Annotated in this window: 41 protein-coding genes; 2 read left to right on the plus strand and 39 right to left on the minus strand. The window is 36.5% G+C overall.

Annotated elements, in window-relative coordinates; genetic code table 11:
• Nucleotides 1-70 precede the first annotated feature (70 nt).
• Nucleotides 71-754, plus strand: coding sequence for an ABC transporter ATP-binding protein (locus ACZ2M0_RS05245; RefSeq protein WP_490058774.1), 684 nt, complete (start codon nt 71-73; stop codon nt 752-754).
• Nucleotides 751-2,016 carry an ABC transporter permease gene (locus ACZ2M0_RS05250; RefSeq protein ID WP_490058775.1) on the plus strand — a complete coding sequence of 422 codons (1,266 nt, stop codon included), beginning with the start codon at nt 751-753 and terminating at the stop codon, nt 2,014-2,016. Before ACZ2M0_RS05245 ends, ACZ2M0_RS05250 begins: the two co-directional genes overlap by 4 nt.
• 77 nt (nt 2,017-2,093) lie before the next feature.
• Here ACZ2M0_RS05250 and ACZ2M0_RS05255 read toward each other — a convergent pair whose 3' ends face one another.
• The 39 genes from ACZ2M0_RS05255 to rpsJ form a co-directional block, all read right to left on the minus strand.
• Nucleotides 2,094-2,450, minus strand: a complete 357-nt coding sequence (locus tag ACZ2M0_RS05255) for a DUF6176 family protein (protein ID WP_490058776.1) — start codon at nt 2,448-2,450, stop codon at nt 2,094-2,096.
• 420 nt (nt 2,451-2,870) lie between these two features.
• Entirely contained in the window at nt 2,871-3,035 is a 165-nt protein-coding gene (locus tag ACZ2M0_RS05260) for a hypothetical protein (RefSeq protein WP_490058777.1), read from the minus strand.
• 18 nt (nt 3,036-3,053) lie between these two features.
• On the minus strand, nt 3,054-3,704 hold the full coding sequence (locus ACZ2M0_RS05265) for an ABC-2 transporter permease (RefSeq protein WP_490058778.1): 651 nt from the start codon (nt 3,702-3,704) through the stop codon (nt 3,054-3,056).
• Complete coding sequence (locus ACZ2M0_RS05270; protein ID WP_490058779.1) at nt 3,685-4,542, minus strand: ABC transporter ATP-binding protein; 858 nt, start codon at nt 4,540-4,542, stop codon at nt 3,685-3,687. Before ACZ2M0_RS05270 ends, ACZ2M0_RS05265 begins: the two co-directional genes overlap by 20 nt.
• Nucleotides 4,543-4,728: 186 nt before the next feature.
• Complete coding sequence (gene rpsI / locus ACZ2M0_RS05275; RefSeq protein WP_034980394.1) at nt 4,729-5,124, minus strand: 30S ribosomal protein S9; 396 nt, start codon at nt 5,122-5,124, stop codon at nt 4,729-4,731.
• Nucleotides 5,125-5,135: 11 nt separating this feature from the next.
• Nucleotides 5,136-5,579 (minus strand): 50S ribosomal protein L13, encoded by a 444-nt coding sequence (gene rplM / locus ACZ2M0_RS05280; RefSeq protein WP_045928442.1) that lies wholly within the window; start codon nt 5,577-5,579, stop codon nt 5,136-5,138.
• Nucleotides 5,580-5,685: 106 nt separating this feature from the next.
• Entirely contained in the window at nt 5,686-6,471 is a 786-nt protein-coding gene (gene truA / locus ACZ2M0_RS05285; protein ID WP_490058780.1) for a tRNA pseudouridine(38-40) synthase TruA, read from the minus strand.
• The gene (locus ACZ2M0_RS05290) at nt 6,471-7,268 is read right to left on the minus strand and encodes an energy-coupling factor transporter transmembrane component T family protein (protein ID WP_490058781.1); all 798 of its coding nucleotides are present in this window, start codon (nt 7,266-7,268) and stop codon (nt 6,471-6,473) included. The genes truA and ACZ2M0_RS05290 overlap by 1 nt, the downstream gene beginning before the upstream one ends.
• 4 nt (nt 7,269-7,272) lie before the next feature.
• Nucleotides 7,273-8,118, minus strand: a complete 846-nt coding sequence (locus tag ACZ2M0_RS05295; RefSeq protein WP_490058782.1) for an energy-coupling factor transporter ATPase — start codon at nt 8,116-8,118, stop codon at nt 7,273-7,275.
• Nucleotides 8,094-8,945 carry an energy-coupling factor ABC transporter ATP-binding protein gene (locus ACZ2M0_RS05300; protein WP_490058783.1) on the minus strand — a complete coding sequence of 284 codons (852 nt, stop codon included), beginning with the start codon at nt 8,943-8,945 and terminating at the stop codon, nt 8,094-8,096. Before ACZ2M0_RS05300 ends, ACZ2M0_RS05295 begins: the two co-directional genes overlap by 25 nt.
• A 308-nt stretch (nt 8,946-9,253) precedes the next feature.
• Nucleotides 9,254-9,637 carry a 50S ribosomal protein L17 gene (rplQ, locus tag ACZ2M0_RS05305; RefSeq protein WP_490058784.1) on the minus strand — a complete coding sequence of 128 codons (384 nt, stop codon included), beginning with the start codon at nt 9,635-9,637 and terminating at the stop codon, nt 9,254-9,256.
• Nucleotides 9,638-9,662: 25 nt separating this feature from the next.
• Entirely contained in the window at nt 9,663-10,601 is a 939-nt protein-coding gene (locus ACZ2M0_RS05310; RefSeq protein ID WP_034980402.1) for a DNA-directed RNA polymerase subunit alpha, read from the minus strand.
• 45 nt (nt 10,602-10,646) lie between these two features.
• The gene (rpsK, locus tag ACZ2M0_RS05315) at nt 10,647-11,030 is read right to left on the minus strand and encodes a 30S ribosomal protein S11 (protein WP_034980403.1); all 384 of its coding nucleotides are present in this window, start codon (nt 11,028-11,030) and stop codon (nt 10,647-10,649) included.
• A 21-nt stretch (nt 11,031-11,051) separates the two neighbouring features.
• Complete coding sequence (gene rpsM / locus ACZ2M0_RS05320) at nt 11,052-11,402, minus strand: 30S ribosomal protein S13 (protein ID WP_034980405.1); 351 nt, start codon at nt 11,400-11,402, stop codon at nt 11,052-11,054.
• Between the two features lie 20 nt (nt 11,403-11,422).
• Nucleotides 11,423-11,539: a 50S ribosomal protein L36 gene (gene rpmJ, locus ACZ2M0_RS05325; protein ID WP_006729432.1), complete on the minus strand. Its 117-nt coding sequence runs from the start codon at nt 11,537-11,539 to the stop codon at nt 11,423-11,425.
• A gap of 14 nt (nt 11,540-11,553) precedes the next feature.
• Complete coding sequence (gene infA, locus ACZ2M0_RS05330) at nt 11,554-11,775, minus strand: translation initiation factor IF-1 (protein ID WP_034980408.1); 222 nt, start codon at nt 11,773-11,775, stop codon at nt 11,554-11,556.
• 65 nt (nt 11,776-11,840) lie between these two features.
• Entirely contained in the window at nt 11,841-12,497 is a 657-nt protein-coding gene (locus tag ACZ2M0_RS05335) for an adenylate kinase (protein WP_046332448.1), read from the minus strand.
• A 10-nt stretch (nt 12,498-12,507) separates the two neighbouring features.
• Entirely contained in the window at nt 12,508-13,803 is a 1,296-nt protein-coding gene (gene secY, locus ACZ2M0_RS05340) for a preprotein translocase subunit SecY (RefSeq protein WP_046332449.1), read from the minus strand.
• Nucleotides 13,803-14,243: a 50S ribosomal protein L15 gene (gene rplO, locus ACZ2M0_RS05345; protein ID WP_046332450.1), complete on the minus strand. Its 441-nt coding sequence runs from the start codon at nt 14,241-14,243 to the stop codon at nt 13,803-13,805. The genes secY and rplO overlap by 1 nt, the downstream gene beginning before the upstream one ends.
• A gap of 23 nt (nt 14,244-14,266) precedes the next feature.
• Entirely contained in the window at nt 14,267-14,452 is a 186-nt protein-coding gene (rpmD, locus tag ACZ2M0_RS05350; protein WP_034980417.1) for a 50S ribosomal protein L30, read from the minus strand.
• A 13-nt stretch (nt 14,453-14,465) separates the two neighbouring features.
• On the minus strand, nt 14,466-14,972 hold the full coding sequence (gene rpsE / locus ACZ2M0_RS05355; RefSeq protein ID WP_034980420.1) for a 30S ribosomal protein S5: 507 nt from the start codon (nt 14,970-14,972) through the stop codon (nt 14,466-14,468).
• 16 nt (nt 14,973-14,988) lie between these two features.
• Nucleotides 14,989-15,348, minus strand: coding sequence for a 50S ribosomal protein L18 (gene rplR / locus ACZ2M0_RS05360; RefSeq protein ID WP_034980422.1), 360 nt, complete (start codon nt 15,346-15,348; stop codon nt 14,989-14,991).
• Nucleotides 15,349-15,372: 24 nt separating this feature from the next.
• Nucleotides 15,373-15,903: a 50S ribosomal protein L6 gene (gene rplF, locus ACZ2M0_RS05365; RefSeq protein WP_045928449.1), complete on the minus strand. Its 531-nt coding sequence runs from the start codon at nt 15,901-15,903 to the stop codon at nt 15,373-15,375.
• A 24-nt stretch (nt 15,904-15,927) separates the two neighbouring features.
• A complete protein-coding gene (gene rpsH / locus ACZ2M0_RS05370) occupies nt 15,928-16,326 on the minus strand; it encodes a 30S ribosomal protein S8 (protein WP_034980428.1) in 399 nt (132 codons plus the stop codon).
• A gap of 22 nt (nt 16,327-16,348) precedes the next feature.
• Nucleotides 16,349-16,534 (minus strand): type Z 30S ribosomal protein S14, encoded by a 186-nt coding sequence (locus ACZ2M0_RS05375; protein ID WP_034980430.1) that lies wholly within the window; start codon nt 16,532-16,534, stop codon nt 16,349-16,351.
• 12 nt (nt 16,535-16,546) lie between these two features.
• Nucleotides 16,547-17,089: a 50S ribosomal protein L5 gene (gene rplE / locus ACZ2M0_RS05380; RefSeq protein ID WP_034980431.1), complete on the minus strand. Its 543-nt coding sequence runs from the start codon at nt 17,087-17,089 to the stop codon at nt 16,547-16,549.
• Between the two features lie 14 nt (nt 17,090-17,103).
• Complete coding sequence (gene rplX / locus ACZ2M0_RS05385) at nt 17,104-17,367, minus strand: 50S ribosomal protein L24 (protein WP_045928451.1); 264 nt, start codon at nt 17,365-17,367, stop codon at nt 17,104-17,106.
• A 16-nt stretch (nt 17,368-17,383) separates the two neighbouring features.
• Nucleotides 17,384-17,752 carry a 50S ribosomal protein L14 gene (gene rplN, locus ACZ2M0_RS05390; RefSeq protein WP_045928452.1) on the minus strand — a complete coding sequence of 123 codons (369 nt, stop codon included), beginning with the start codon at nt 17,750-17,752 and terminating at the stop codon, nt 17,384-17,386.
• A gap of 32 nt (nt 17,753-17,784) precedes the next feature.
• Nucleotides 17,785-18,051, minus strand: a complete 267-nt coding sequence (gene rpsQ, locus ACZ2M0_RS05395) for a 30S ribosomal protein S17 (protein WP_034980439.1) — start codon at nt 18,049-18,051, stop codon at nt 17,785-17,787.
• 18 nt (nt 18,052-18,069) lie between these two features.
• On the minus strand, nt 18,070-18,267 hold the full coding sequence (gene rpmC / locus ACZ2M0_RS05400; protein WP_034980443.1) for a 50S ribosomal protein L29: 198 nt from the start codon (nt 18,265-18,267) through the stop codon (nt 18,070-18,072).
• Entirely contained in the window at nt 18,257-18,697 is a 441-nt protein-coding gene (gene rplP, locus ACZ2M0_RS05405) for a 50S ribosomal protein L16 (protein ID WP_045928453.1), read from the minus strand. The genes rpmC and rplP overlap by 11 nt, the downstream gene beginning before the upstream one ends.
• On the minus strand, nt 18,697-19,368 hold the full coding sequence (gene rpsC, locus ACZ2M0_RS05410; RefSeq protein ID WP_034980450.1) for a 30S ribosomal protein S3: 672 nt from the start codon (nt 19,366-19,368) through the stop codon (nt 18,697-18,699). Before rpsC ends, rplP begins: the two co-directional genes overlap by 1 nt.
• Nucleotides 19,369-19,381: 13 nt before the next feature.
• Nucleotides 19,382-19,735, minus strand: a complete 354-nt coding sequence (gene rplV, locus ACZ2M0_RS05415; RefSeq protein ID WP_034980453.1) for a 50S ribosomal protein L22 — start codon at nt 19,733-19,735, stop codon at nt 19,382-19,384.
• 19 nt (nt 19,736-19,754) lie between these two features.
• Nucleotides 19,755-20,036 carry a 30S ribosomal protein S19 gene (gene rpsS / locus ACZ2M0_RS05420; protein WP_034980456.1) on the minus strand — a complete coding sequence of 94 codons (282 nt, stop codon included), beginning with the start codon at nt 20,034-20,036 and terminating at the stop codon, nt 19,755-19,757.
• 18 nt (nt 20,037-20,054) lie between these two features.
• The gene (gene rplB, locus ACZ2M0_RS05425; RefSeq protein WP_045928454.1) at nt 20,055-20,891 is read right to left on the minus strand and encodes a 50S ribosomal protein L2; all 837 of its coding nucleotides are present in this window, start codon (nt 20,889-20,891) and stop codon (nt 20,055-20,057) included.
• A gap of 15 nt (nt 20,892-20,906) precedes the next feature.
• Nucleotides 20,907-21,218, minus strand: a complete 312-nt coding sequence (gene rplW / locus ACZ2M0_RS05430) for a 50S ribosomal protein L23 (RefSeq protein WP_034980462.1) — start codon at nt 21,216-21,218, stop codon at nt 20,907-20,909.
• Nucleotides 21,215-21,847: a 50S ribosomal protein L4 gene (rplD, locus tag ACZ2M0_RS05435; RefSeq protein ID WP_034980465.1), complete on the minus strand. Its 633-nt coding sequence runs from the start codon at nt 21,845-21,847 to the stop codon at nt 21,215-21,217. Before rplD ends, rplW begins: the two co-directional genes overlap by 4 nt.
• 14 nt (nt 21,848-21,861) lie before the next feature.
• Nucleotides 21,862-22,491: a 50S ribosomal protein L3 gene (gene rplC, locus ACZ2M0_RS05440; protein ID WP_490058785.1), complete on the minus strand. Its 630-nt coding sequence runs from the start codon at nt 22,489-22,491 to the stop codon at nt 21,862-21,864.
• A gap of 24 nt (nt 22,492-22,515) precedes the next feature.
• Entirely contained in the window at nt 22,516-22,824 is a 309-nt protein-coding gene (gene rpsJ / locus ACZ2M0_RS05445; protein ID WP_045928455.1) for a 30S ribosomal protein S10, read from the minus strand.
• Between the last annotated feature and the right edge of the window lie 52 nt (nt 22,825-22,876).

Raw genomic sequence — 22,876 nt, forward strand, 5'->3', positions numbered from 1 at the left:
AATATTTGCCTTTTTTTAATCATGGTGTATTATATATGTATTACAGTAATACAAGAAAGAAGGAGAATCTATGAGTTTACTTGAAACCCGTGAGGTAACCCGCACCTATGGCAAGGGAGCAACCAAATTTGAAGCCTTACGAGGAATTAATTTACAGATTGACAAAGGTGATTCTGTTGCTATCATTGGCAAAAGTGGTTCAGGCAAGTCTACTTTAATGCACATCTTGGCACTCCTCGACCACCCTACTACTGGTAGCGTATGGCTAAATAATGAGCCCACAAGTAAAATTAAAAACAAAACATTAAATAAATTGCGCAATCAGACCTTTGGCTTTGTTTTTCAACAATTTTTCTTAAATGCTCAAGATAGCGTGTTAGAAAATGTAATGCTTCCTTTAAAAATAGGTGGAATTACAGGAAAAGAACGCAGATCAAAGGCATTGGCAGCCATCAAAGCAGTTGGCTTAGAAAATAAAGTTAAAAATAAAGCAAGTGACTTGTCAGGGGGTCAAAAGCAGCGCGTTTGTATTGCACGGGCCTTAGTGAACAACCCAGAAATTATTTTTGCAGATGAGCCGACAGGAAACTTGGATTCAGCTACTAGCGAAAATATTGAAAATATTTTATTTAAACTACATCAAGAAAAAAATATTACCTTAATAATTGTTACTCACGATCCTGATTTAGCGAAAAAGTGTGCGCGTCAAGTTCAGATTAAAGATGGTCAAATAGTGGGAGGAATACAGCAATGAGATTCCATGATATTCTAAATTCTGCGGCTACAAACTTATGGCACAATAAAGGGAGAACATTCCTAACCATTATAGCTGTTTTCATTGGCTCCTTAACTATTGCCTTTACTATGGGTATTAATAATGGTGTTAATGATTATTTGAAAAAGCAGGTCGGCAATGTTGGTAAAACTGAGCAAATGTCAATTTTGCCTGGGAGTTCCAGTCAAGATACGAATGAACCTCAAAAATATAATACCAAGAAGAGCAGTCAAAACGCTGATGGTATGATGGACAAAAACGACATTAAAAAAATCAAATCTGTTAAAGGCTTAAAAGATTTTAAAGCGTTAAAGGACTGTGATGTTGACTATGTCCAAGGCCCTAATAAAACTAAATATCTTATAATTGCGCAAATAACCGAAGGGATCAACTACGACTTAAAAGTTGGTCACCAAGTTGCTACTAGCGGAAAAAAATCTCAGATCCTAATCACTAAACCAATGGTTAAATCCTACGGCTTCAAAAATGCTCAAGATGCTCTTGGTAAAAAAGTAACTTTAGTCACAAAATCACCCCTTACTAAGAAAAAAGCAAAAATATCTGCTACGGTTGTTGGAATAAGAAATGACAGTATAGTATCAAAAGGTTTTGCCATTTACAGTAATGGCTTAGGACAAAAAATAGTTTCAGCCAACCAAAAAGGACTTCCGCAAGCATTAAAAGATAAGTATACCAGTGTTATGGCTACCCCTATTAACAAGAGTGCTAGCAGTATTAAAAAAATTGAAGATAATCTAACTAAAAAAGGATATTCGGGTATGACTCTTAAGGAAGCAGTCAATGAGCTTTTCCTAACATTCAACGCAGTCACTGGGGTTTTAATTGTTTTTGGAGCTATCGCATTGATAGCTGCCAGCTTTGGAGTAATCAATACTCTGTACATGTCAGTGAGAGATCGTACAAAAGAAATTGGTCTTATGAAGGCATTAGGACTCAGCAAGGGTAAAGTATTTTCCATTTTCAGCTGCGAAGCAATCTTAATTGGTTTGCTTGGCTCTTCATTGGGATTACTACTAGCAATGGGTTTAGGCAATGCTTTAAACAATTTTGCTGCTAAATCATTCTTAAAAGGTCTAGATGGCTTTACTTTAATTCAATTCAACTGGTCTAGTAGCCTAATAATTATTGGCATCATTTGCCTAATTACCTTTTTAGCAGGAACATTACCTGCCAAACGAGCAGCAAAACTAGATCCAATCACTGCTTTAAGATATGAATAAAAACCAAATAATAAAAACGTCAGACTATATCTGGCGTTTTTCATTCTTCTTTTATTCAAGCAACTTAACATTTTCACTTAATCAGCATCTATAATGCTGTTAATTTTAGGTGCTACTAGTTTTTCCATCACCTTCATATCTACCGGCTTATAAGCAGTATCTATACACTCTTCCCAATACTCTAAGTGTTTTTGATCAATATAGCTTTCCGAATCTTCAACTACACTGCCTCCTTCTCCTTGGATAGAATACCAATAAAAGTATGTGTAACCATCCGAACTTTTCTCTTTAAATACAGTCTCAATATACATTCTTTCTCCAGCCATTGTTGCCACAGTATCTTGATGATGTTTATTTAAAAAATCCATCCATTCCTGTGCTCTTAATTCTTTACCTTTTTTAATACGAAAACGTGTTAATTCAATTTTTGTCATAATCCTACCTTTGATAATTATTATAATAAATAATGCAATACACTAAGAATAAGTAAATAGCGCTTACTAAATCGTGAAGCGTTACGAACCTTCTTAAGATCTGGTTTAACTAAATTTTAAAAGACTTTAATATCAGGTGTCTTCTCGCTTTTCTGAAAGTGCTGTTTCAATAAGTTTCAACTAACTTCATCTGAATGGTATGAATTTCACTTTTAAAAATATATGAATTGAGCTGATAAATACTAAAAGTTCACACTACTCAATAACTTACTTTGGTAAACTTTTGTAGAATATTCCCAATTAATTATTCCAATAGAACATAAATTAGAAAGGCACTTTTATACTCAGCTAATGTCTTTCTAATATTCAAAAGTTAAGAACAAAAAGCATATTTTCAACAAACAATAGATTTACGCTTACTTATTTTACTTTCTTTCCCTTACGTTCTATTAAATCAGCAATTAAGGTGGGGATAATTGCAATAAAAGCAGTCCCTCTTTCTCCCCAGATCAGTATCCCGACTGCGAGTACAATTGAAACTATTGCTAAAGCAACAGCTATTTGATGATATAATTTTTTAGTCATAATAGTTCAAACTCCTAACTACTTAAATGTGTTGGAATATACTTTTGTCGAAATTATCATTGAAACGATTGATATTACTGCAATTAAGAAACAGCTTGTGATTACTAGCAGGAAAGAATTAGTATTACCAATCCAAGCGATGAACGATAGACCCCAAGTCGTTTTCTGCAAAATATAAACCCCTCCCATAATAAGGACTAAAACCAGTATATTCACAATTGTGCTTCCAAACGTACCTGAAGCATAAACTGCTGGGAGTAAGAGTACTACATACATGATACCAATCAATAAGCCAACTATCGCTATCAATATATGAATTTGCAGGCTAAATTGTTGGAAAATTAGAGCAGTGGCAATGCTTAAAATTAAAGTTATAAAGCTAATAAATAAAATTAAAGAAATACAAAAAATATATCTAGCTAAAACTATATTTCTTTTGGGAATAGGAAAAACACCTACGAATCTGTTCCATCCACTTTCTTGGTCAGCAATCAATAGACCAGTTGGCATTGATGCTAAACTAATCGGTCCCATTATTGAGAGAAAAATCGTTCCAGACTCCCTACCAAAAATTGTCACCAAAAGTAGTACTAATATGATTAGCAATCTACTTTTCACACTTAGCTTATTTAGTATAAGTTGAAAATCCTTATAAAGAAGTCCTCTCATCTATCTTTACTCCTTTTACTAAAAATAGGAATATTTCCTCTAATGAAGCATAATCTATATAATCAACACTTTCTTGTGATACTTCAACTAGATATTGAACCATGTTATCTTGGTATAGTTTATATTGGATGTTCTTCAGTGGAAGGTCTGTTATCTCTGTTTTAATTGCATAATGATTAAACAACTCACCTTTACTACCCTTTAATAAAATATTGCCATTTTCCATAAAAATAAAATAGTTAGCAACTTGTTCTAAACCACTTAAGATATGTGAAGACAATAATACCGTCATTTGATTATCATTTACATATTCTTTTAACATAGATAAGATTTCTTTCCTTACAATGGGGTCAAGCCCACTGGTTGCTTCATCAGCAATTAAGAGTCTTGGGTGATGAGAAAGTGTGGCAGCAAAATTTAATTTAACAAGCATTCCTCTTGAGAAATTACTAATAGGCTTATTGGTAGGCAAATCAAACTCATCAATTAAATTGTGATAGAGTTTTTTATCCCAACATGGATAAACCTTTTCTAGCATTTTTTCAATTTGTTGAACAGAAAATGAGTTTGGAAAATAATTTTGCTCCAAAATTACACCTAAGTTAAGTTTTATCAGGCATTCATCTTTAACATAATCCAAACCAAAAATTTTTACATTGCCTATTTCACTTTTTATTTGATTTAATAGTAAATTCAAAAAAGTTGACTTACCTGACCCATTTTCACCAATTAAACCAACAATACTACCTTCATTTATTTTTAAATTGTTAATTTGTAGTTGAAAATCTGCGTACCGCTTACTTAAATTTAGCACATCTATTACTGGTTTTGTGTCCATATTTATACCTCACTATGATTGCAACATCATATATACAACCATTAAACTACTTCAAATTAAGTTTATCAAAGTCAGTAGCGCATATTGCTTTTTAAAGTAATGGTGTAAATTTTGCTAAAAAATTATAAAAAAACACCTCATGGTGTAAACCATGAAGTGCATTAAACGTTGATATAATCGTATTGATTAACGTTTACTAAATTGTGAAGCTTTACGAGCTTTCTTAAGACCTGGTTTCTTACGTTCAACCATTCTTGGATCACGAGTCAAGAATCCCGCTTTCTTCAGTGGACCACGAAAATCAGGGTCTACTTCAAGAAGAGCACGAGCAATTCCTAAACGAATAGCTCCAGCTTGACCCGAAAAGCCACCACCATTAACGTTAACCTTAACGTCGTATTGATTTTCAGTTTCAGTCAAAGTTAATGGTTGCTTCAAATCCTTAACTAAGTTAGGAAAAGGAATGTATTGATCAATATCTTTATTATTAGCGGTAATTTTACCACTACCTGGTACTAAACGAACACGCGCAACAGAATTCTTGCGCCGACCGGTACCTGCATATGCAACTTGTTGTGCCATTATTTAACCTCCTAGATTAATTTGTTAATGTCTAATTCTTCAGGCTTTTGTGCTTCATGCTTGTGATCAGCACCAGCATAAACATGCATCTTCATAAATTCTTGATGACCAAGAGTATTTTTCGGAAGCATACCCTTAACTGACAATTCAACTAATCTAACTGGATTATTAGCCAGCAAGTCTCCGGCTGGAGTGGCCTTTATGCCACCACGGTAATCAGAGTGATGGTAGTAAATCTTGTCAGTAGCTTTCTTACCTGTTAACTTTAGTTTAGCGGCATTAATAATAATGACGTTATCACCAGTGTCAACGTTTGGTGTATATTGAGGCTTGTTCTTACCCCTTAAAATAGTTGCTACTGCTGTGGACAGACGACCTAAAGAAACATCTGTTGCGTCAATAACATACCACTTACGTTCAATTTCATTAGGTTTCGCTAATTGTGTAGTACGCAATTTAATTTCCTCCGTTTATACGTTGTTTGAAAACAATAAGATTCCGGGGCCTATCGTGGACAAACATACTTTAATATAATAAGTCTTTTTAATTAAAAAGTCAATATTAATCCCTATCAAGCCTGTACTTTTCCGGTACATTTTCATAAAAAACATGGTATAAAAACAGTCCACTTGCTGGAGCAGTTTCTCTCACCTGTTCTCGATCCTTAGCAGATATTACCCGGGGAATATCATTTACAGGACGCTTACCTCTGCCAATCTCTAATAACATAGCTACTAAAATACGAACCATATTATATAAAAATCCTGAGCAAATAAAGTCAAAAACAATTTCATTAGATTGCTCATTTTTAGCAACATTTACGTAATACATCGTACGCACTTTGTTTTTTATTTGGCCACCACTAGCAGCAAAACTGGTGAAATCATGAGTGCCCAGCAAATCAGTAGCTGCTTTTTTCATTTTTTCTATATTAACTGGATAAGGATAGTGTCCTGTATAGAAACGTTTAAAGGGGTCAACAAATCTATCCAGACTAACACAGTACCGGTACCACTTACCTTTTGCACTATATCTAACATGAAATTTTTCATCAACTACTGCGCAATTTTTAAATATAATATCTAGTGGCATCATTGAATTCAATGCACAAATCATTCTTTCAGGTGGAATTTTTTTGCCTGGGTAATCAAAATGAATTACCTGACCTAGTGCATGAACACCAGCATCTGTACGGCCTGAGCCCTCGACAATCACAGTTTTGCCTTTTGTCATTTTATATAATGCGGTTTCAATTGTGCCTTGCACAGTTCTTTGGTGTGGCTGGTACTGAAATCCGTGAAATAGATGACCGTCATAAGCGACCGTCATTTTATATCTTGTTGTCATCAATGTATCCTAAATACTAATAGAAGTCCTAACAATAAAATAAAATATCCCAAATTTATAAAGTCTACATTAGACCATTTTAAAACTCTAAATTTTGTTCTTCCCTTGTCACCGCGATATCCGCGAGACTCCATTGCGGTTGACAAATCAATTGCTGTTTCCAGAGAATTAATAAATAGCGGTACTAAAAGTGGTGTGATGGCCTTTGCTCTAGTAACTAATCCACCGTTATTAAAATCTGCACCACGTGAACGCTGCGCATTCATTATTTTAAAAGTTTCATCAAATAGAGTGGGCACAAAGCGTAGTGCTATAGACATTACCAGTGCTATTTTATCCACGGGAATATGAATCAATTTAAGCGGTTTTAACAGCCATTCTATCGCATCAGCAATTTCAAGTGGCTTAGTTGTAACTGTCATTACTGTTGATATTAAAATAATTACAGTGAAACGAATAAATATAAAAATTGCATTAGTAATGCCGTAACTCGATAAGGCAAAAATTGTCCAGCGCCAGTATACAGTTCCCCCAACAGTAAAAAATAGTTGTAAAAAAGAAGTAAACAAAATTAGCCAAATTAATGGCTTTACTCCATCCCAGAAGATTTTGGGCTTTAGCTTTGTAGCAGCAACTGCGGCTAAACTAAAAATAGTCACTATAATATATGAAATTGGATTATTAGCCAAAAAGACAAACAAAATAAAGAGAATTGTTGCAAGTAATTTCCCTCGAGGATCCATTCTATAGACTATTGAATCTCCGGCTACATAACGACCAATTAAGATTTTACTCACACAATCACCTCTTTATATTATTTTCTATTTCTTTAACTAAATTATTAATGGTTAATGGCATTTCGGTAAATTTATAGTTAGTTAATTTGCCTGCAAATAGAGAAGCTTTGGGTTCTTCTAGATGATGCTCTTGCAACCACTTACGATCTTTAAAAATTTCTGTAGGTGTGTCTTGCTTAATAAGTTTACCTTGTTCCAAAACTAAAACATTGTCGGCATACTTGGCTACATCGTCCATATTATGTGTAACTAATATTACTGTGTGTCCTTGTTTTTGATAATCAGAAAATAGTGCCATCATTTGTTTACGCGCTTCCGGGTCAAGTCCGGCCGCTGGTTCATCCAAACAAAGAATATCTGGTTCATACGCCATTACTCCAGCTATTGCTACTCTTCTCATTTGGCCACCAGAAAGTTCAAATGGTGATCTTTTACCAATTTCTTCAGATAAACCCACTCTTTTTAGCCAATATTTAGCACTTTCAAGAGCTTTTTCATTCTCATAACCAAAATTTTTAGGACCAAAGGCAATATCATCCAAAACAGTATTTTCAAACAACTGCGTTTCAGGAAACTGAAAAACTAAACTTACATGTCTTCTTAAATCCTTTAAATTTTTATTTGTAGTTTCTGGCGTTATAGTTGTACCAGCTATTTCTATTTTTCCTGTTGTAGGTTTAATAAGAGCATTAAAATGCTGCATAAGAGTCGATTTCCCACTACCCGTATGTCCAATTATTGCATTAAAAGACCCATCTTTTAACTCAAAAGAAACATTATCTAACCCCTTTTTTGCAAGTGGAGTTTCGGGAGAATAAATATAGCTTACATTTTTGAATTTAATTGACATAGATAATTAATCAACTCTTTTTCTGAATCTAAGTTATCAGGTAATTTTATTTCATCTTGCTGCAATTTTTCTTTAATTTGCTCAAAAAACGGTACATCTAGACCTATGTTTTTAAGAAGGCTAACTTGACTAAAAACAGTTTTAGTACTTCCTTGTGTAATTAATTTACCATCATTCATTACTAAAACTTGATCAGCCATATTAGCTTCATCAATGTCATGAGTAATGGAAATTACAGTCAAGTCATACTTTTCTTTCATATCCTTAACAATTGAGAGTATTTGATTTCTTCCTTCAGGATCAAGCATTGAAGTAGCTTCGTCTAACACAATAATTTTAGGCTTAATAGCTAATATACCAGCAATAGCCACTCTTTGTTTTTGACCACCCGATAAATTTGCAGGCTCTGCATTTGTGTATTCACTCATGCCCACAGCTTTAATCGCTTCCGGAACTATTTTAACCATTTCTGAATGAGGAATGCCACGATTTTCTAAGCCAAATGCAACATCGTCAGCCACTGTTGCTCCCACGAACTGATTATCAGGATTTTGAAAGACAATGCCTACTCTATTGCGAACTTCCCAAACTGTATCATCCGTTAGTTTTATTCCATCTACTTCAATAGAAGGATTACCATTTTCATCTGGTACTAGCAAACCATTAATTAGGCGGATAATTGTTGATTTACCACTACCATTATGACCAATAATTGAAGTCCATGAACCCCTTTTTACATTGAAACTAATGTTATCTATAGCGGGAGCGTCTGACTCTGGATAGGAAAAACTTACATTTTTTATTTTAATAATATTATCGGTTGCCATACTCTCACCGTCCTAAAAGTCTGATTCAATTGTACCAAAAAAAGCAACAATTCTGAATACTGATTGAAACCTTTATAGATCAAAATTATCATTTATATTACCTAATAAGACTTAATTCGTTCTGAATTCATTTTAAAAAATTATCTTACTTTTTTGGTGCTTAAACAAAATAAAAAGAGCAAAAAAAATCACCCATGAGGAGGGATAATATAATTATCTAAGCTAGACTAAACTCTCGTCATCATCTTAACGCTTATTCTCACTCTCACGGATAATTCTTAATAGCTATTAAGTTTGGATTATTTGAATTAAACTAATTCTAAAATAACCATTGGAGCTGCATCACCCTTACGAGCTGTAGCAAGCTTCATAATTCTGGTGTATCCACCATTTCTATCTTTGTAACGAGGTGCAATATCGCTAAAAAGCTTTTGCAAAGCTGATTTAACAACTACTGCATCCTTTTCTTCATGAATATCAGCAACTTCATCACGAACAAAAGCAGCTGCTCTTCTTCTTGCAGCCAAATCTCCGCGTTTGCCTAAAGTAATCATCTTTTCGGCGGTTTTGCGAACTTCTTTAGCACGAGCTTCGGTAGTAGTGATGCGTTCCTTCATGATTAATTGAGTAGTCATTTCTCTCAGCATTGCTTTTCTATGTGCACTGTCGCGTCCCAATTTACGGTATACCATCAGTTTACCTCCTTTATTTCTTTAATTAATCTTCTTGACGTAATGATAGTCCCAAGTCAGCTAATTTATTTTTAACTTCTTCCAACGATTTACGTCCTAAATTACGTACACGCATCATATCTGCTTCTGTTTTATCAGTCAGTTCTTGCAGCGTATTAATACCGGCACGCTTAAGACAATTGTATGAACGAACAGAAAGATCAAGCTCTTCAATTGTCATTTCAAGCTTCTTTTCAGCTGTATCGTCCTCTTTTTCAACCATTACATCATTGAATTTAGTATTTGCATCAGCAGTTTCAAACACTTTAAAGTGTGCAACTAATATTTTGGCTGCGAAACTGAGGGCATCGTTAGGCTTGATTGAACCATCTGTCCAAATCTCTAAAGTGAGCTTGTCAAAATCGTCTCTTTTACCAACACGAGTTGATTCAACTTGATAATTAACCTTTTTTATTGGAGAAAATAAAGAATCAACCGGAATAACCCCAATTGGCATATCCTCACTCTTATTATCACTTGCTGCAACATAGCCACGACCATTTTTAACAGCAATTTGCATATGCAAGTGACCACCGTCAGCAATAGTACAAATATATTGATCAGGATTTAGGATTTGAATGTCTGCGTCAGCTTTAAGATCATCGGCGGTTACAGTAGCCGGACCCTCTACGTCAATTTCAATAATCTTTTGTTCATCTGAAAAAGACTTTAATTCAAGTTTCTTAAGGTTCAGGATTATCTTAGCGACATCTTCTCTTACGCCTGGAACGGTTGAGAATTCGTGTAAGACATCATCTATTTGAACGTAAACAAGTCCTGTACCTGGGATAGATGTCAGTAAAACTCTACGTAATGAGTTACCTAAAGTAGTACCAAAGCCTCGTTCAAGTGGTTCAATAACAAATTTACCATAAGACTTCTCTTGGTCTACTACGGTAATATTTGGTTTTTCAAATTCAATCATTACTAGGCCCCTTTCAAAACGCAATGTCCTTCATTAAGAACAAAATTAAACACGACGACGTTTTGGTGGTCTAGAACCATTATGAGGAACTGGTGTAACATCGCGAATAGCGGTGATTTCAAGTCCAGTCGCTTGTAGTGATCTTATAGCAGATTCACGACCAGCACCAGGACCTTTAACAGAAACTTCTACATGTTTCATGCCTTGATCCATTGCGCTCTTAGCTGCTGCTTCGGCCGCCATTTGTGCAGCAAATGGTGTAGACTTACGACTACCTTTAAAGCCTAATGCCCCAGCTGAAGACCAAGCAATCGCGTTGCCTTGAACGTCAGTAATCATGACTAAAGTATTGTTAAACGTAGAATGAATATGAGCAACGCCTTTTTCAACGTGCTTCTTCACACGACGTTTACGTGCTGTTTTAGGCATCAATAAACCTCCTTAAAATTTCTATTTATTTTTCTTACTACCCTTGCGTGTACGGGCATTATTTTTGGTATTTTGACCGCGAACCGGAAGTCCTCTACGGTGACGAATACCACGGTAAGAACCAATATCAATTAACCGTTTGATGTTCATACTTACTTCTCTACGTAAGTCACCTTCAACACGGTATTTATCAACTTCTGCACGAAGCTTCTCTTGGTCATCTGGAGTCAAATCTTTTGAACGTATGTCTTCAGAAACACCAGCATCCGCACAAATTTTTTGTGCTGTTGGTTCACCAATTCCGTAAATATATGTTAATGCAACAACTATTCTTTTATCTCTTGGTAAGTCAACACCAGCAATACGTGCCATAAATTGCACCTCCTATTATTTTAACCTTGACGTTGCTTGTGCTTTGGATTTGCAGAGCAAATAACCATTACACGACCATTTCTTTTAATTATCTTACAATGTTCACACATTGGTTTAACAGATGGTCTAACCTTCATGTTTCCCTCCGTTATTACTTTATAAATCGATAAGTTATTCTACCTTTAGTCAAATCATAAGGAGAAAGTTCCACAGTAACACGGTCTCCAGGTAAAATGCGAATATAGTGCATCCTAATCTTACCGGAAACATGTGCTAAAATCACAGCTCCATTTTCCAATTCAACTTTAAACATAGCATTAGGTAGGGTATCAACAACCTTACCCTTTACTTCTATGACATCATCTTTTGCCAAAGCCGTTCCTCCGCATTTAAACAGTCATACTTTGAAATTATAACACGGAAAAGTAAATATACAAATTATTGCTTTTTACTTAAAACCGCATCAACATTCTTAAACACTTCTTCAGGTGTCTGTTCACCATCTACAACAGTTAACAAACCTTTTTTCTGGTAAAAGTCTTTCAGCGGTGCATTCATCTTTTCATTTACTTTTAAACGATTTTGTACTACTTCAGGTTTGTCATCTTCACGTTGGTAAAAGTCATGGCTACCACAACGATCACAAGTTTCCTTAACTTTAGGCATTTTCGTAATCTTGTTATATGTTGCACCGCACTTTTTACACATAAAGCGTGCTGATAAACGTCTTATCAAAGTTTCTTCTTTAACTTCAAGTGAAATTACATTTGTTAGTTGCTTATTCATGCGCTTAGCAATATCTTCGAAAAGCTCTGCTTGAACAATTGTCCTCGGAAAGCCGTCTAAGATATAGCCTTCATTAATGTCTGGTTGACCTAAGCGCTCTTCAACTAATTTTGCAGTAACTTCATCTGGTACCAAATCACCTTTATCAATGTAACTTTTAGCTTCAAGACCAACTTTAGTCTCATTAGCCATTGCTTCTCTAAACATATCCCCAGTTGAAATATGAGTTAGATGATATTTATCGACAATTTGTTCTGATACCGTACCTTTGCCAGCACCAGGCAACCCTAAAAGAAATATATTAATCATTTATCCATTCCTATCTGATGAATCCAACGTATTCTCTCTTCATTAACAATCCGTTAATTTGACGAGATAGTTCCAAGACAACACCAATAACAATTAAAAGGCTAGTACCGCCTAATCCAATTGAACTTGGTAAATCCCAAAAATTAGTAGCAAGCTGTGGCAATAATGCTACCAGACCTAAAAATACAGATCCTACAGTTGATAACCTAATTAGTACCTTTGATACATAATCCTGTGTATCTTTACCGGGCCAAACACTCGGAATGTACGCACCTTGTTTTTGTAAATTCTTAGCCAGCTTCTCAGGATTAACCTGAACAAAAGCGTAAAAGAATGTAAACAAGATAATTAAAACAGTGTAGATTATGACTCCAGGGGTAGTTTGCATACTAAATATGTTGGTCATTATTTTATACCATTGTTGATCGCCTTGAGACTTCTGAAAGGCCATCAAAATTGTTGCTGGTGTAATAATGAATGAACTAGCAAATATGACTGGAATAACTCCAGAAACATTAACCTTTAATGGCAAAAAACTTTCAGAGCCACTAATAGTTGCTCGTCTTGTGTATTGTATTGGAATTCGACGATCTGCCTGTTCTACCCATGTAACTAATTGGGTTACGATAAGTATTGCAATGATAATCGCGATGAAGAACAAAATCCCTTGCCAACGATCACTAGCGTTATTATTGATAACGCCATCTTTATAAAGTTGCCAAAGGCCACGAGGTAGCCGAGCTATAATACCAGCAAAAATAATTACTGAAACTCCATTACCTAAACCTTTATCAGTAATTTCATCACCAAGCCAAGTTAAAAGCATCGTTCCAGCCGTCATAATTATTGCAATTTCGCCATAAGACTGCCAATTTTGTGACTTAACTAGGCCCATTTGTGTTAATGCATTGAAACCAAGCGTAATTCCTATACTTTGAATAAATGCCACAAACAAAGCAAGCCAACGAGTTACATTATTAGTCTTTCGTCGTCCAACTTCACCTTGTTTGCCCCACTCTACTAGTGTTGGAACAATATCCATCTGTAACAGTTGAATAACAATTTGTGCAGTTATATAAGGGGAAACACCTAATGAGAAAATTGAATAATTATCTAGTCCCCCACCAGAAACTGTATCCAGCATCGGAACTAAACCAGTTTGTGCAACTTGAGTAATCGCTTTTGCGTTGACACCTGGAACAGTAATATTCGCTCCAATTCGGTATATCAAAAGAATAAAGAGTGTAAAATAAATTTTATTTCTTATTTCTTTATCCTTAAAGGCGTTCTTCAAGGTCGAAAACATTAGATCACCTCAACAGATCCGCCTGCTTCTTCAACTGCTTTTTTAGCAGTGGCGGAAACTTTGTTAACCTTTACGTTTAACTTAACTTTTAACTCACCTTTTGCAAGCAATTTAACGCCTGATAATTCTTTCTTTACCAAACCTTTTTCTTTAAGACCAGCAACTGTAACTTCGCTGCCATCCTCAAACTTGTTTAAGTCATCTAAGTTAATGATTGCATACTCTTTACGATTAACGTTCTTAAATCCACGTTTTGGCATGGTTCTAAATAATGGCATTTGACCACCTTCAAAACCTAGACGGGTATGACCGCCTTGACGAGACAACTGTCCCTTTTGGCCACGGCCAGAAGTCTTTCCAAAACCACTTGAAGTACCACGACCAACACGTTTTCTTGTATTGCGTGACCCCTCAGCAGCATGTAATTCATGAAGCTTCATTAATTTGGCACCTCCTCAATTAACTATTTATTAATTTCTTCAACTGAAATCAGGTGGGCGATTTTCATTAATGCCCCACGAGTTGCAGCATTGTCTGGTAAAGTAGCTGTACTATTAATCCTACCTAAACCAAGAGCTTTCACAACTTTTCTTTGGTCAGGCAGACGGTGTGCAGCACTTCTAATTAAAGTAACTTTTAATTCAGTCATTTATCCAGTCTCCCTAATCTAGTTCAGCGTGACGAAGCTTTTCAACATCTTCACTTGTTCTAAGTTTCTTCAATCCATCTATTGTCGCACGAACAACATTAATAGGAGTATTAGAACCAAGTGATTTAGAAGTAACATCCGCAATACCGGCCATATCCATAACGATACGAACGGCACCACCAGCAGCAACACCTGAACCAGCTGGAGCAGGTTTGATCATAATACTGCCTGAGCCATAATGACCGATTACTTCATGAGGAATAGTAGTACCAACCTTAGGAACCTTGATCATATTCTTTTTACCAGCTTCAACGGCCTTACGGATTGCTTCTGGAACTTCTTGAGCTTTACCAGTACCAAAGCCTACACGACCTTTTTTGTCGCCAACAATTACCAGAGCAGCAAATCTCATTCGTTGACCACCTTTGACAACCTTGGTGACACGATTAATTGCTACTAACTGATCTTCAATGTCGTCTTTATTTCTGCGATTATTGCGAGAATCGTTGCGGTTTGCCATGTATTTATCTCCTTTCCTAGAACTCTAATCCGTTTTCACGAGCGGCATCTGCCAATGCTGAAATACGGCCGTGGTATAAATAACCACTTCTATCAAACACTACGCTAGTAATGTTTTTCGCTTTGGCTGCTTCGGCAATACCTTTACCAACAGCTTGAGCTTGTTCTACTTTAGTCTGATCTTTAGATACAGAATCGTCTAAAGTTGAGGCACTTGCTAGCGTTACACCCGCTACGTCATCAATTAATTGAGCGTAGATGTTTTTGTTTGAACGGAAAACGCTTAAGCGTGGGCGCTCAGCAGTACCAGAAATTTTGCTACGAATACGTTTATGACGCTTTAAGCGCAATTTGTTCTTATCTGGTTTTGAAATCACAATTTCACCTCAAAAATTTATTTACTATTTACCAGTTTTACCTTCCTTACGACGTACATATTCATCAGTATAACGAATACCCTTACCTTTATAAGGTTCTGGTGGACGTACATCGCGAATTTCAGCAGCAAATTGTCCAACATTTTGCTTAGAAATTCCTTCTACTTCAATATCAGTTGCTGAAGTAGCTTTTACTGACACACCTTCTGGTGCAGTCATTACAACTGGGTGAGAATAACCAACATTCAAAGTCAATTTGTTACCTTGTGCTGTAGCACGATAACCAACACCAATTAATTTTAAAGTTTTCTTGTAACCATCAACTACACCTTCAACCATTGAAGCAAGATTGGCTCTTTCAGTTCCATGAAGTGCTTTATCACTTTCACTTGAACGAGAAAAGTTGATTTTGCCATTTTCTTGTTTAAATGTGATTTTTGGATCAAAATATCTGGTTAGTTCACCCTTAGGTCCTTTAACAGTGATATTGTCACCTTTCTTAGTAACAGTGACACTATCAGGGACTTCAATTGTTTTTAAACCGATACGGCTCATTGATTGCTCTCCTTTCTGTCAGAATTACCATACATAGGCGATAACTTCGCCACCAACATCTTTTTGTCTTGCTTCTTTGTCAGTTATCACACCTGCAGAAGTAGAGACGATGGCGATACCTAAACCATTAAGTACTTTAGGTAAATTTTCAGCGCTAACATAATTTCTAAGACCTGGCTTAGAAATTCTCTTTAAACCCGAAATGACACGTTCTCCATCAGGACCATATTTCAAGAAAATCTTAATCATACCCTGTTTATTGTCATCGGTAACTTCGTAATCACGGATGAAGCCTTCGCGTTTCAAAATTTCTGAAATAGATTTTTTAATGTTTGATGCAGGAACTTCAACAGAATTATGTTTTGCCATGTTGGCATTTCTAATTCTAGTCAAGTAGTCTGCGATCGGATCTGTCATGACCATTTATGCTATCCTCCAATCCGTATTACCAACTAGCCTTTTTCAGGCCTGGGATTTGACCTTTGTGAGCTAAATCTTTCAAGCAAATACGGCATAAGCCAAACTTACGATAGACGGAGCGTGGACGACCACATCTTTCGCAACGCGTATATTCACGTGAAGAAAATTTAGCAGGACGATGATTTCTAATTTTTTGTGATGTCTTAGCCATTAATGTCCTCCATTATTTTGCAAACGGCATACCAAATTGACCTAGAAGCTCGCGAGCTTCTTCATCTGTATTGGCAGTAGTAACGATAACAACATCTAAACCCCTAGTTCTATTAACTTTATCAAAGTCAATTTCTGGGAAAATCAATTGTTCCTTAATACCTAAAGTGTAGTTACCACGACCATCAAATGAACGGCTGGATACACCACGGAAGTCGCGAACACGAGGAAGTGAAACACTGATTAACTTATATAAGAAATCGTACATTCTATCTCCTCTAAGTGTTACCTTAGCTCCGATAGACATACCCTCACGCAAGCGGAAATTAGCAATTGACTTTTTGGCTTTGGTAACCAGTGGTTTTTGCCCTGAGATCAAAGTCAATTCCTCTACAGCTTCGTCTAAGTTTTTAGCATTAGAAACAGCGTCTCCAACACCCATGTTCAAAACTATTTTTTCAATCTTTGGCACTTGCATAACTGAGCTGTAATCAAACTTTTCTTGCAATGCAGGAACAATTTTTTCTTTATATTCTTGAGCTAAATAATTTGCCATTTGTGTCCTCCCTTCTACTTCTTAGTTTCTTCTTTTTTGTCATTGGTTTTGCCTTCTGACTTAGCAATGACCTTAACATTTGATGCATGGATTGAACCCTCAGATTCAACTACACCACCATTAGCATTAGTCTGAGAAGGTTTTTGATGCTTCTTGATCTTATTAACGCCTTTAACAACTACACGGTTTTTCTTAACGTTAACAGATAAAACAATACCTTCTTTACCTTTGTCTTTTCCGGTAATAACTTTTACTTTGTCACCAGTTTTAACAAACATCAGTGCACCTCACTTATTATATGACTTCAGGAGCAAGAGAGACGATTTTCATAAAGTCGTGCTCACGTAGCTCACGTGCAACAGGCCCAAAGATACGAGTACCGCGTGGACTCTTATCTGCATTGATAACTACACCAGCATTTTCATCAAATTTGATGTATGATCCATCTTCACGACGTGCGCCTGATTTTGTTCTAACAATGACAGCCTTGACAACGTCACCTTTTTTGACAACGCCACCTGGTGTTGCTTGTTTAACAGTTGCAACAACAATATCACCAATGTTACCAGTCTTACGTCTTGATCCACCTAAGACTCTAATAACTAAAAGTTCTCTGGCACCTGAGTTATCAGCAACCTTCAAACGGGATTCATTTTGAATCACTATATAATCCTCCCCTCACTAAATCCGCAAAATTAAACAGATTTTTTAACAATTTTAACTAAACGAAAGCGCTTTGTACGAGATAATGGACGAGTTTCCATGATACGAACAGTATCGCCAACTTTAGCTTCATTTTTATCATCTTGTGCGTAATATTTCTTTGAATATCTAATACGCTTTTTGTAAACAGGGTGGTTCTTATAAGTATCAACAACTACTGTGATAGTCTTGTCATTCTTATCAGAAATTACTTGGCCTTGATATACGTGACGATGATTTCTTTCGATTGATTCGCTCAAGTTAATAACTCCCTTCCACTAATCTTTTTCCAATGCTTTTTCGCTAAGAATTGTTTTAATTCTAGCAATATTTTTACGAACTTTGCCTAGGCGAGCGGTATTTTCTAATTGACCCGTTGCTTGTTGAAAACGCAAATTAAAGAGTTCTTCTTTATATTGCTTTTCCTTATCTAACATTTGATCAGTGGTTAATGCTCTGATATCTTTAGCCTTCATTAGAATTGCCACCTACTTCCGAACTTTTAGTCACAAATTTACATTTAATTGGTAGCTTCGTTGCAGCAAGTCTTAGTGCTTCACGAGCTGTTGCTTCATTAACGCCACCGATTTCAAACATAATCTTTTCTCTCTTGACTACAGCTACCCAGCCTGCAGGTGCACCTTTACCAGAACCCATACGTACACCAACACCTTTAGCAGTGTATGACTTTTGAGGGAAAATTCTAATCCAAACCTTACCACCACGTTTCATGTAACGAGTCATCGCAACACGAGCAGCTTCGATTTGTTGTGTAGTAATCCAGTGCGATTCAAGGGCTTGTAAACCATATTCACCAAAAGCAATGGTTTTACCACCCTTAGCAGCACCCCGCATCTTACCACGAAACTCACGACGGTGTTTTACCCTTTTTGGTACTAGAGGCATTATTTGTTTCCTCCCTTCGCAGCTTTTTCGGGCTTCTTACTTTTAGAAGGTAAGATTTCACCCCGGTTAATCCATACTTGAACACCAATTTCACCATATGTAGTGTAGGCATTTACCCAAGCATAATCAATATCTGCTCTTAAAGTTTGTAATGGAACACGACCTTCTGTGTGCCATTCTCTTCTTGCCATGTCAGCGCCGTTCAAACGACCAGATGTTTGTACTCTGATTCCCTTGGCACCGGCACGCATAGTTCTTTGAGTAGCTTGACGAGTAGCACGTCTAAAAGCGATACGAGCTTCAAGTTGACTAGCGATACTTTCAGCTACTAATTTGGCATCAAGATCAGGTTTCTTGATTTCAACAATATTAACGTGGACTTGTTTCTTAGTCAAAGCATTTAATTCTTTTCTCAATGCTTCAACTTCAGAACCACCTTTACCAATTACCATACCTGGTTTAGAAGTATTGATTGATACGTTGATCCTATTAGCTGCACGTTCAATTTCAACAGTAGAAACAGAGGCATTCTTTAACTTCTTATCAATGAATTTTCTGATGCGAAGGTCTTCATTTAAGGTTTCTTTGTATCCTCTGTCAGCATACCATTTAGATTCCCAGTCACGAATTACGCCGAGACGAAAACCATTTGGGTTAATTTTCTGACCCATTAATATACCTCCCTTAATCGTTCTTTTCTGACACTACTACAACTACATGACTAGTTCTCTTATTAATAGGAGAAGCCATACCTTTGGCACGTGGTCTAAATCTCTTTAAAGTTGCTCCTTCATTTACGTATGCTTCAGATACATAAAGATTGGCACTTTCAAGATCGTAATTGTGTTCTGCATTTGCAATTGCTGAGCGTAAAACTTTTTCAACGATTGGGGAAGCAGCTCTAGGTGTGAATTGCAAGATTGCCAATGCTTCAGCAACGTCTTTGCCACGAATCAAATCAACAACTAAACGTGCTTTTCTTGGAGCAATACGAACTGTTCTTGCTTCCGCCCTAGCTGAACTAACTTGTTCTGCCATTTAAGTGTTTCTCCTTTCTTTATTTTGCAGTAGCCTTGTCGTCAGATGTCTTATGTCCACGAAAAGTTCTCGTTGGAACAAATTCACCTAACTTATGACCAACCATATCCTCAGTAATATATACTGGAACATGCTTTCTACCATCGTAAACAGCTATAGTCAAACCAACAAAAGAAGGAAAAATAGTTGAACGACGTGACCAAGTTTTAATAACCTGTTTTTTATCTGTATCTGCTTGTGCATCAACTTTCTTTAATAAGGATGCATCAGCAAAAGGCCCTTTTTTAATACTACGGCTCATTAAATTACCCTCCTTCTATTATTTGCTACCTTTACGGTGACGAACAATTAGCTTCTCACTGGCTCTCTTACTATTTCTAGTCTTGATACCACGAGCTTTCTTGCCCCATGGAGTCATTGGTTGTGGACGACCTACAGGAGCTTTACCTTCACCACCACCATGTGGGTGATCGTTAGGGTTCATTACAGAACCACGAGATTGCGGACGTCTGCCTAACCAGCGACTACGGCCAGCTTTACCTAATTGAATTAACGAATGTTGTTCATTACCAACAACACCAATAGTTGCACGACAAACTGATAAAATTTTACGAACTTCACCACTCTGTAATTTAACTAAAGTGTACTTACCATCATTACCCAAAACTTGAGCACTGGCTCCAGCACTTCTAACAAGCTGACCACCTTTACCAGGACTTAATTCAATATTGTGAATTGATGTACCAGTTGGAATATTCTTTAATGGCAAAGCGTTTCCTGGCTTAATATCTGCATTAGCGCCAGATTCAACCACATCACCAACTGTTAAACCTTTTGGTGCTAAAATATAAGCCTTAATACCATCAGTATAGTGAAGAAGCGCAATGTTAGCAGTTCTATTTGGATCGTATTCGATTGCTTTAACTACAGCTTTAGCGTTATCTTTATTGCGTTTAAAATCGATGATACGGTACTTTTGCTTATGTCCACCACCACGGTGTCTGCTAGTAATATGACCATAAGAGTTACGACCTGCAGTGTGTGATTGTGACTCAAGTAAAGTACGCTCTGGCTTGCTCTTAGTAATTTCAGCAAAGTCAGAAGTAGTCATATTACGGCGACCATTTGTGGTTGGCTTATAAATTTTAATAGCCAATTGACTGACCTCCTATTACTTATTTTCTTCTTTATTATCGTTATCGTCTTTGAAAATTTTGATGTCATTTGAATCTTCAGTTAAGGTGACGATTGCTTTACGTGTCCGAGCAGTTTTACCTGAATAACGACCAACACGCTTATCCTTACCACGAACATTCATGATATTAACTTTTTTGACCTTAACATCAAAAATTTCTTCAACAGCATCACGAACTTGAGTCTTGGTTGCAGTTAAAAGCACGTTGAAAGTATATTTCTTATCATCCATTAAGTTCGTTGACTTTTCAGTAATGACAGGTCTTAAAATGATATCGTGTGCACTCATTTCGTCGAAGCCCCCTCAACATTCTTTTCTATCTTTTCAATAGCTTCTTTTGTCAAGATTAATTTGTCATAGTTGACAACATCTTCTACATTCAAGCCATTTGCAGTGATAACCTTAACGTTTGGCAAATTCCTAGCTGAGTATTGAATATTTTTATCTTCAGAAACAACTAAAACTTTACCTTCAACCTTTAAGTCGTCCAAGATTGACTTAAACTCTTTTGTTTTAGGAGCTGACATAGTCAATTGATCTAAAACAATCAAATCTTTATCAATCAATTTTTGGGAAAGAACAGACTTGATAGCCAAGCGCCGTTGCTTTCTTGGCATTGAGTATGCATAAGAACGTGGAGTTGGTCCAAAAACAACACCACCGCCGCGCCATTGTGGTGAACGGATAGACCCTTGACGAGCACGTCCAGTACCCTTTTGTTTCCAAGGCTTCTTACCACCACCGCGAACAGCAGATCTATTTTTAACCTTCGAGGTTCCTTGACGTCTGCCAGCTCTTTGTCTGATAATTGCGTCAAAAACTACGCTTTCATTTGGTTTAATACCAAATACTTCATCATTTAAAGTAACTTCACCAGCATCTTTGCCTTTTTGATCAATAACTTTTAAGTTAGCCATTCTAGTCCTCCTTCCTATTTCTTATTTTTTACAGCAGATCTAACAGTAAGCAATGAATTCTTAGCGCCAGGAACGTTGCCTTTAATTAACAAAACATTCTTATCTGCTACAACTTTTTCAATTACTAAGTTTTCAATGGTAACTTTCTTCATTCCCATGTGACCTGGCAGACGTTTGCCTTTAGGCACACGGTTAATGATTGAACCCATTGAACCAGGAATTCTATGGTATCTTGAACCGTGAGTTTCTGGTCCACGTGATTGGCCCCAACGTTTAATGTTACCTTGGTATCCATGACCTCTTGTAGTACCAGTGACGTCAACTACGTCACCTTCCTTAAATGTGTCCACAGTAACTTCTGAGCCGACTTCATAGTCCTTAAGCTCAACTCCGCGGATTTCACGTATGAAGCGCTTAGGCGAAGTCTTTGCTTTTGCAGCATGACCTTTTTCTGGTTTGTTGCTCAAAACTTCACGCTTATCTTGATATCCTAATTGAACTGCTTCGTAGCCGTCTGATTCAACTGTCTTAACTTGCATAACTACGTTAGGCGTTGCTTCAACAACTGTTACAGGCACGAGGATACCATCTTTAGTGAAGATTTGGGTCATACCAACTTTTCTTCCTAAGATTCCTTTGGTCATGATTACACCTCTTTCTTTTTAAAATTAAAGTTTAATTTCGATGTCAACACCACTTGGTAAATCAAGCTTCATTAAAGAGTCAACAGTTTTAGGTGTTGGATTTAAAATATCGATTAAACGCTTATGCGTACGAATTTCAAATTGTTCACGTGAGTCCTTGTTCTTGTGTGGTGAACGCAAAACAGTGAACAATACCCTTTCTGTTGGCAATGGAACTGGACCTGAAATTTCAGCTCCAGTTCTCTTTGCAGTAGCTACAATTTTAGCAGCTGATTCATCGAGAATACCATGTTCGTATGACTTAAGTCTGATACGAATTGATTGACTTGCCATTAAATTACCTCCTCAACGTCTTCTTTAAAAGATGACTAGCTTCCACAAAAAT

It is taken from the genome of Lactobacillus sp. VURO6/B1 (VP7) (assembly GCF_058139575.1).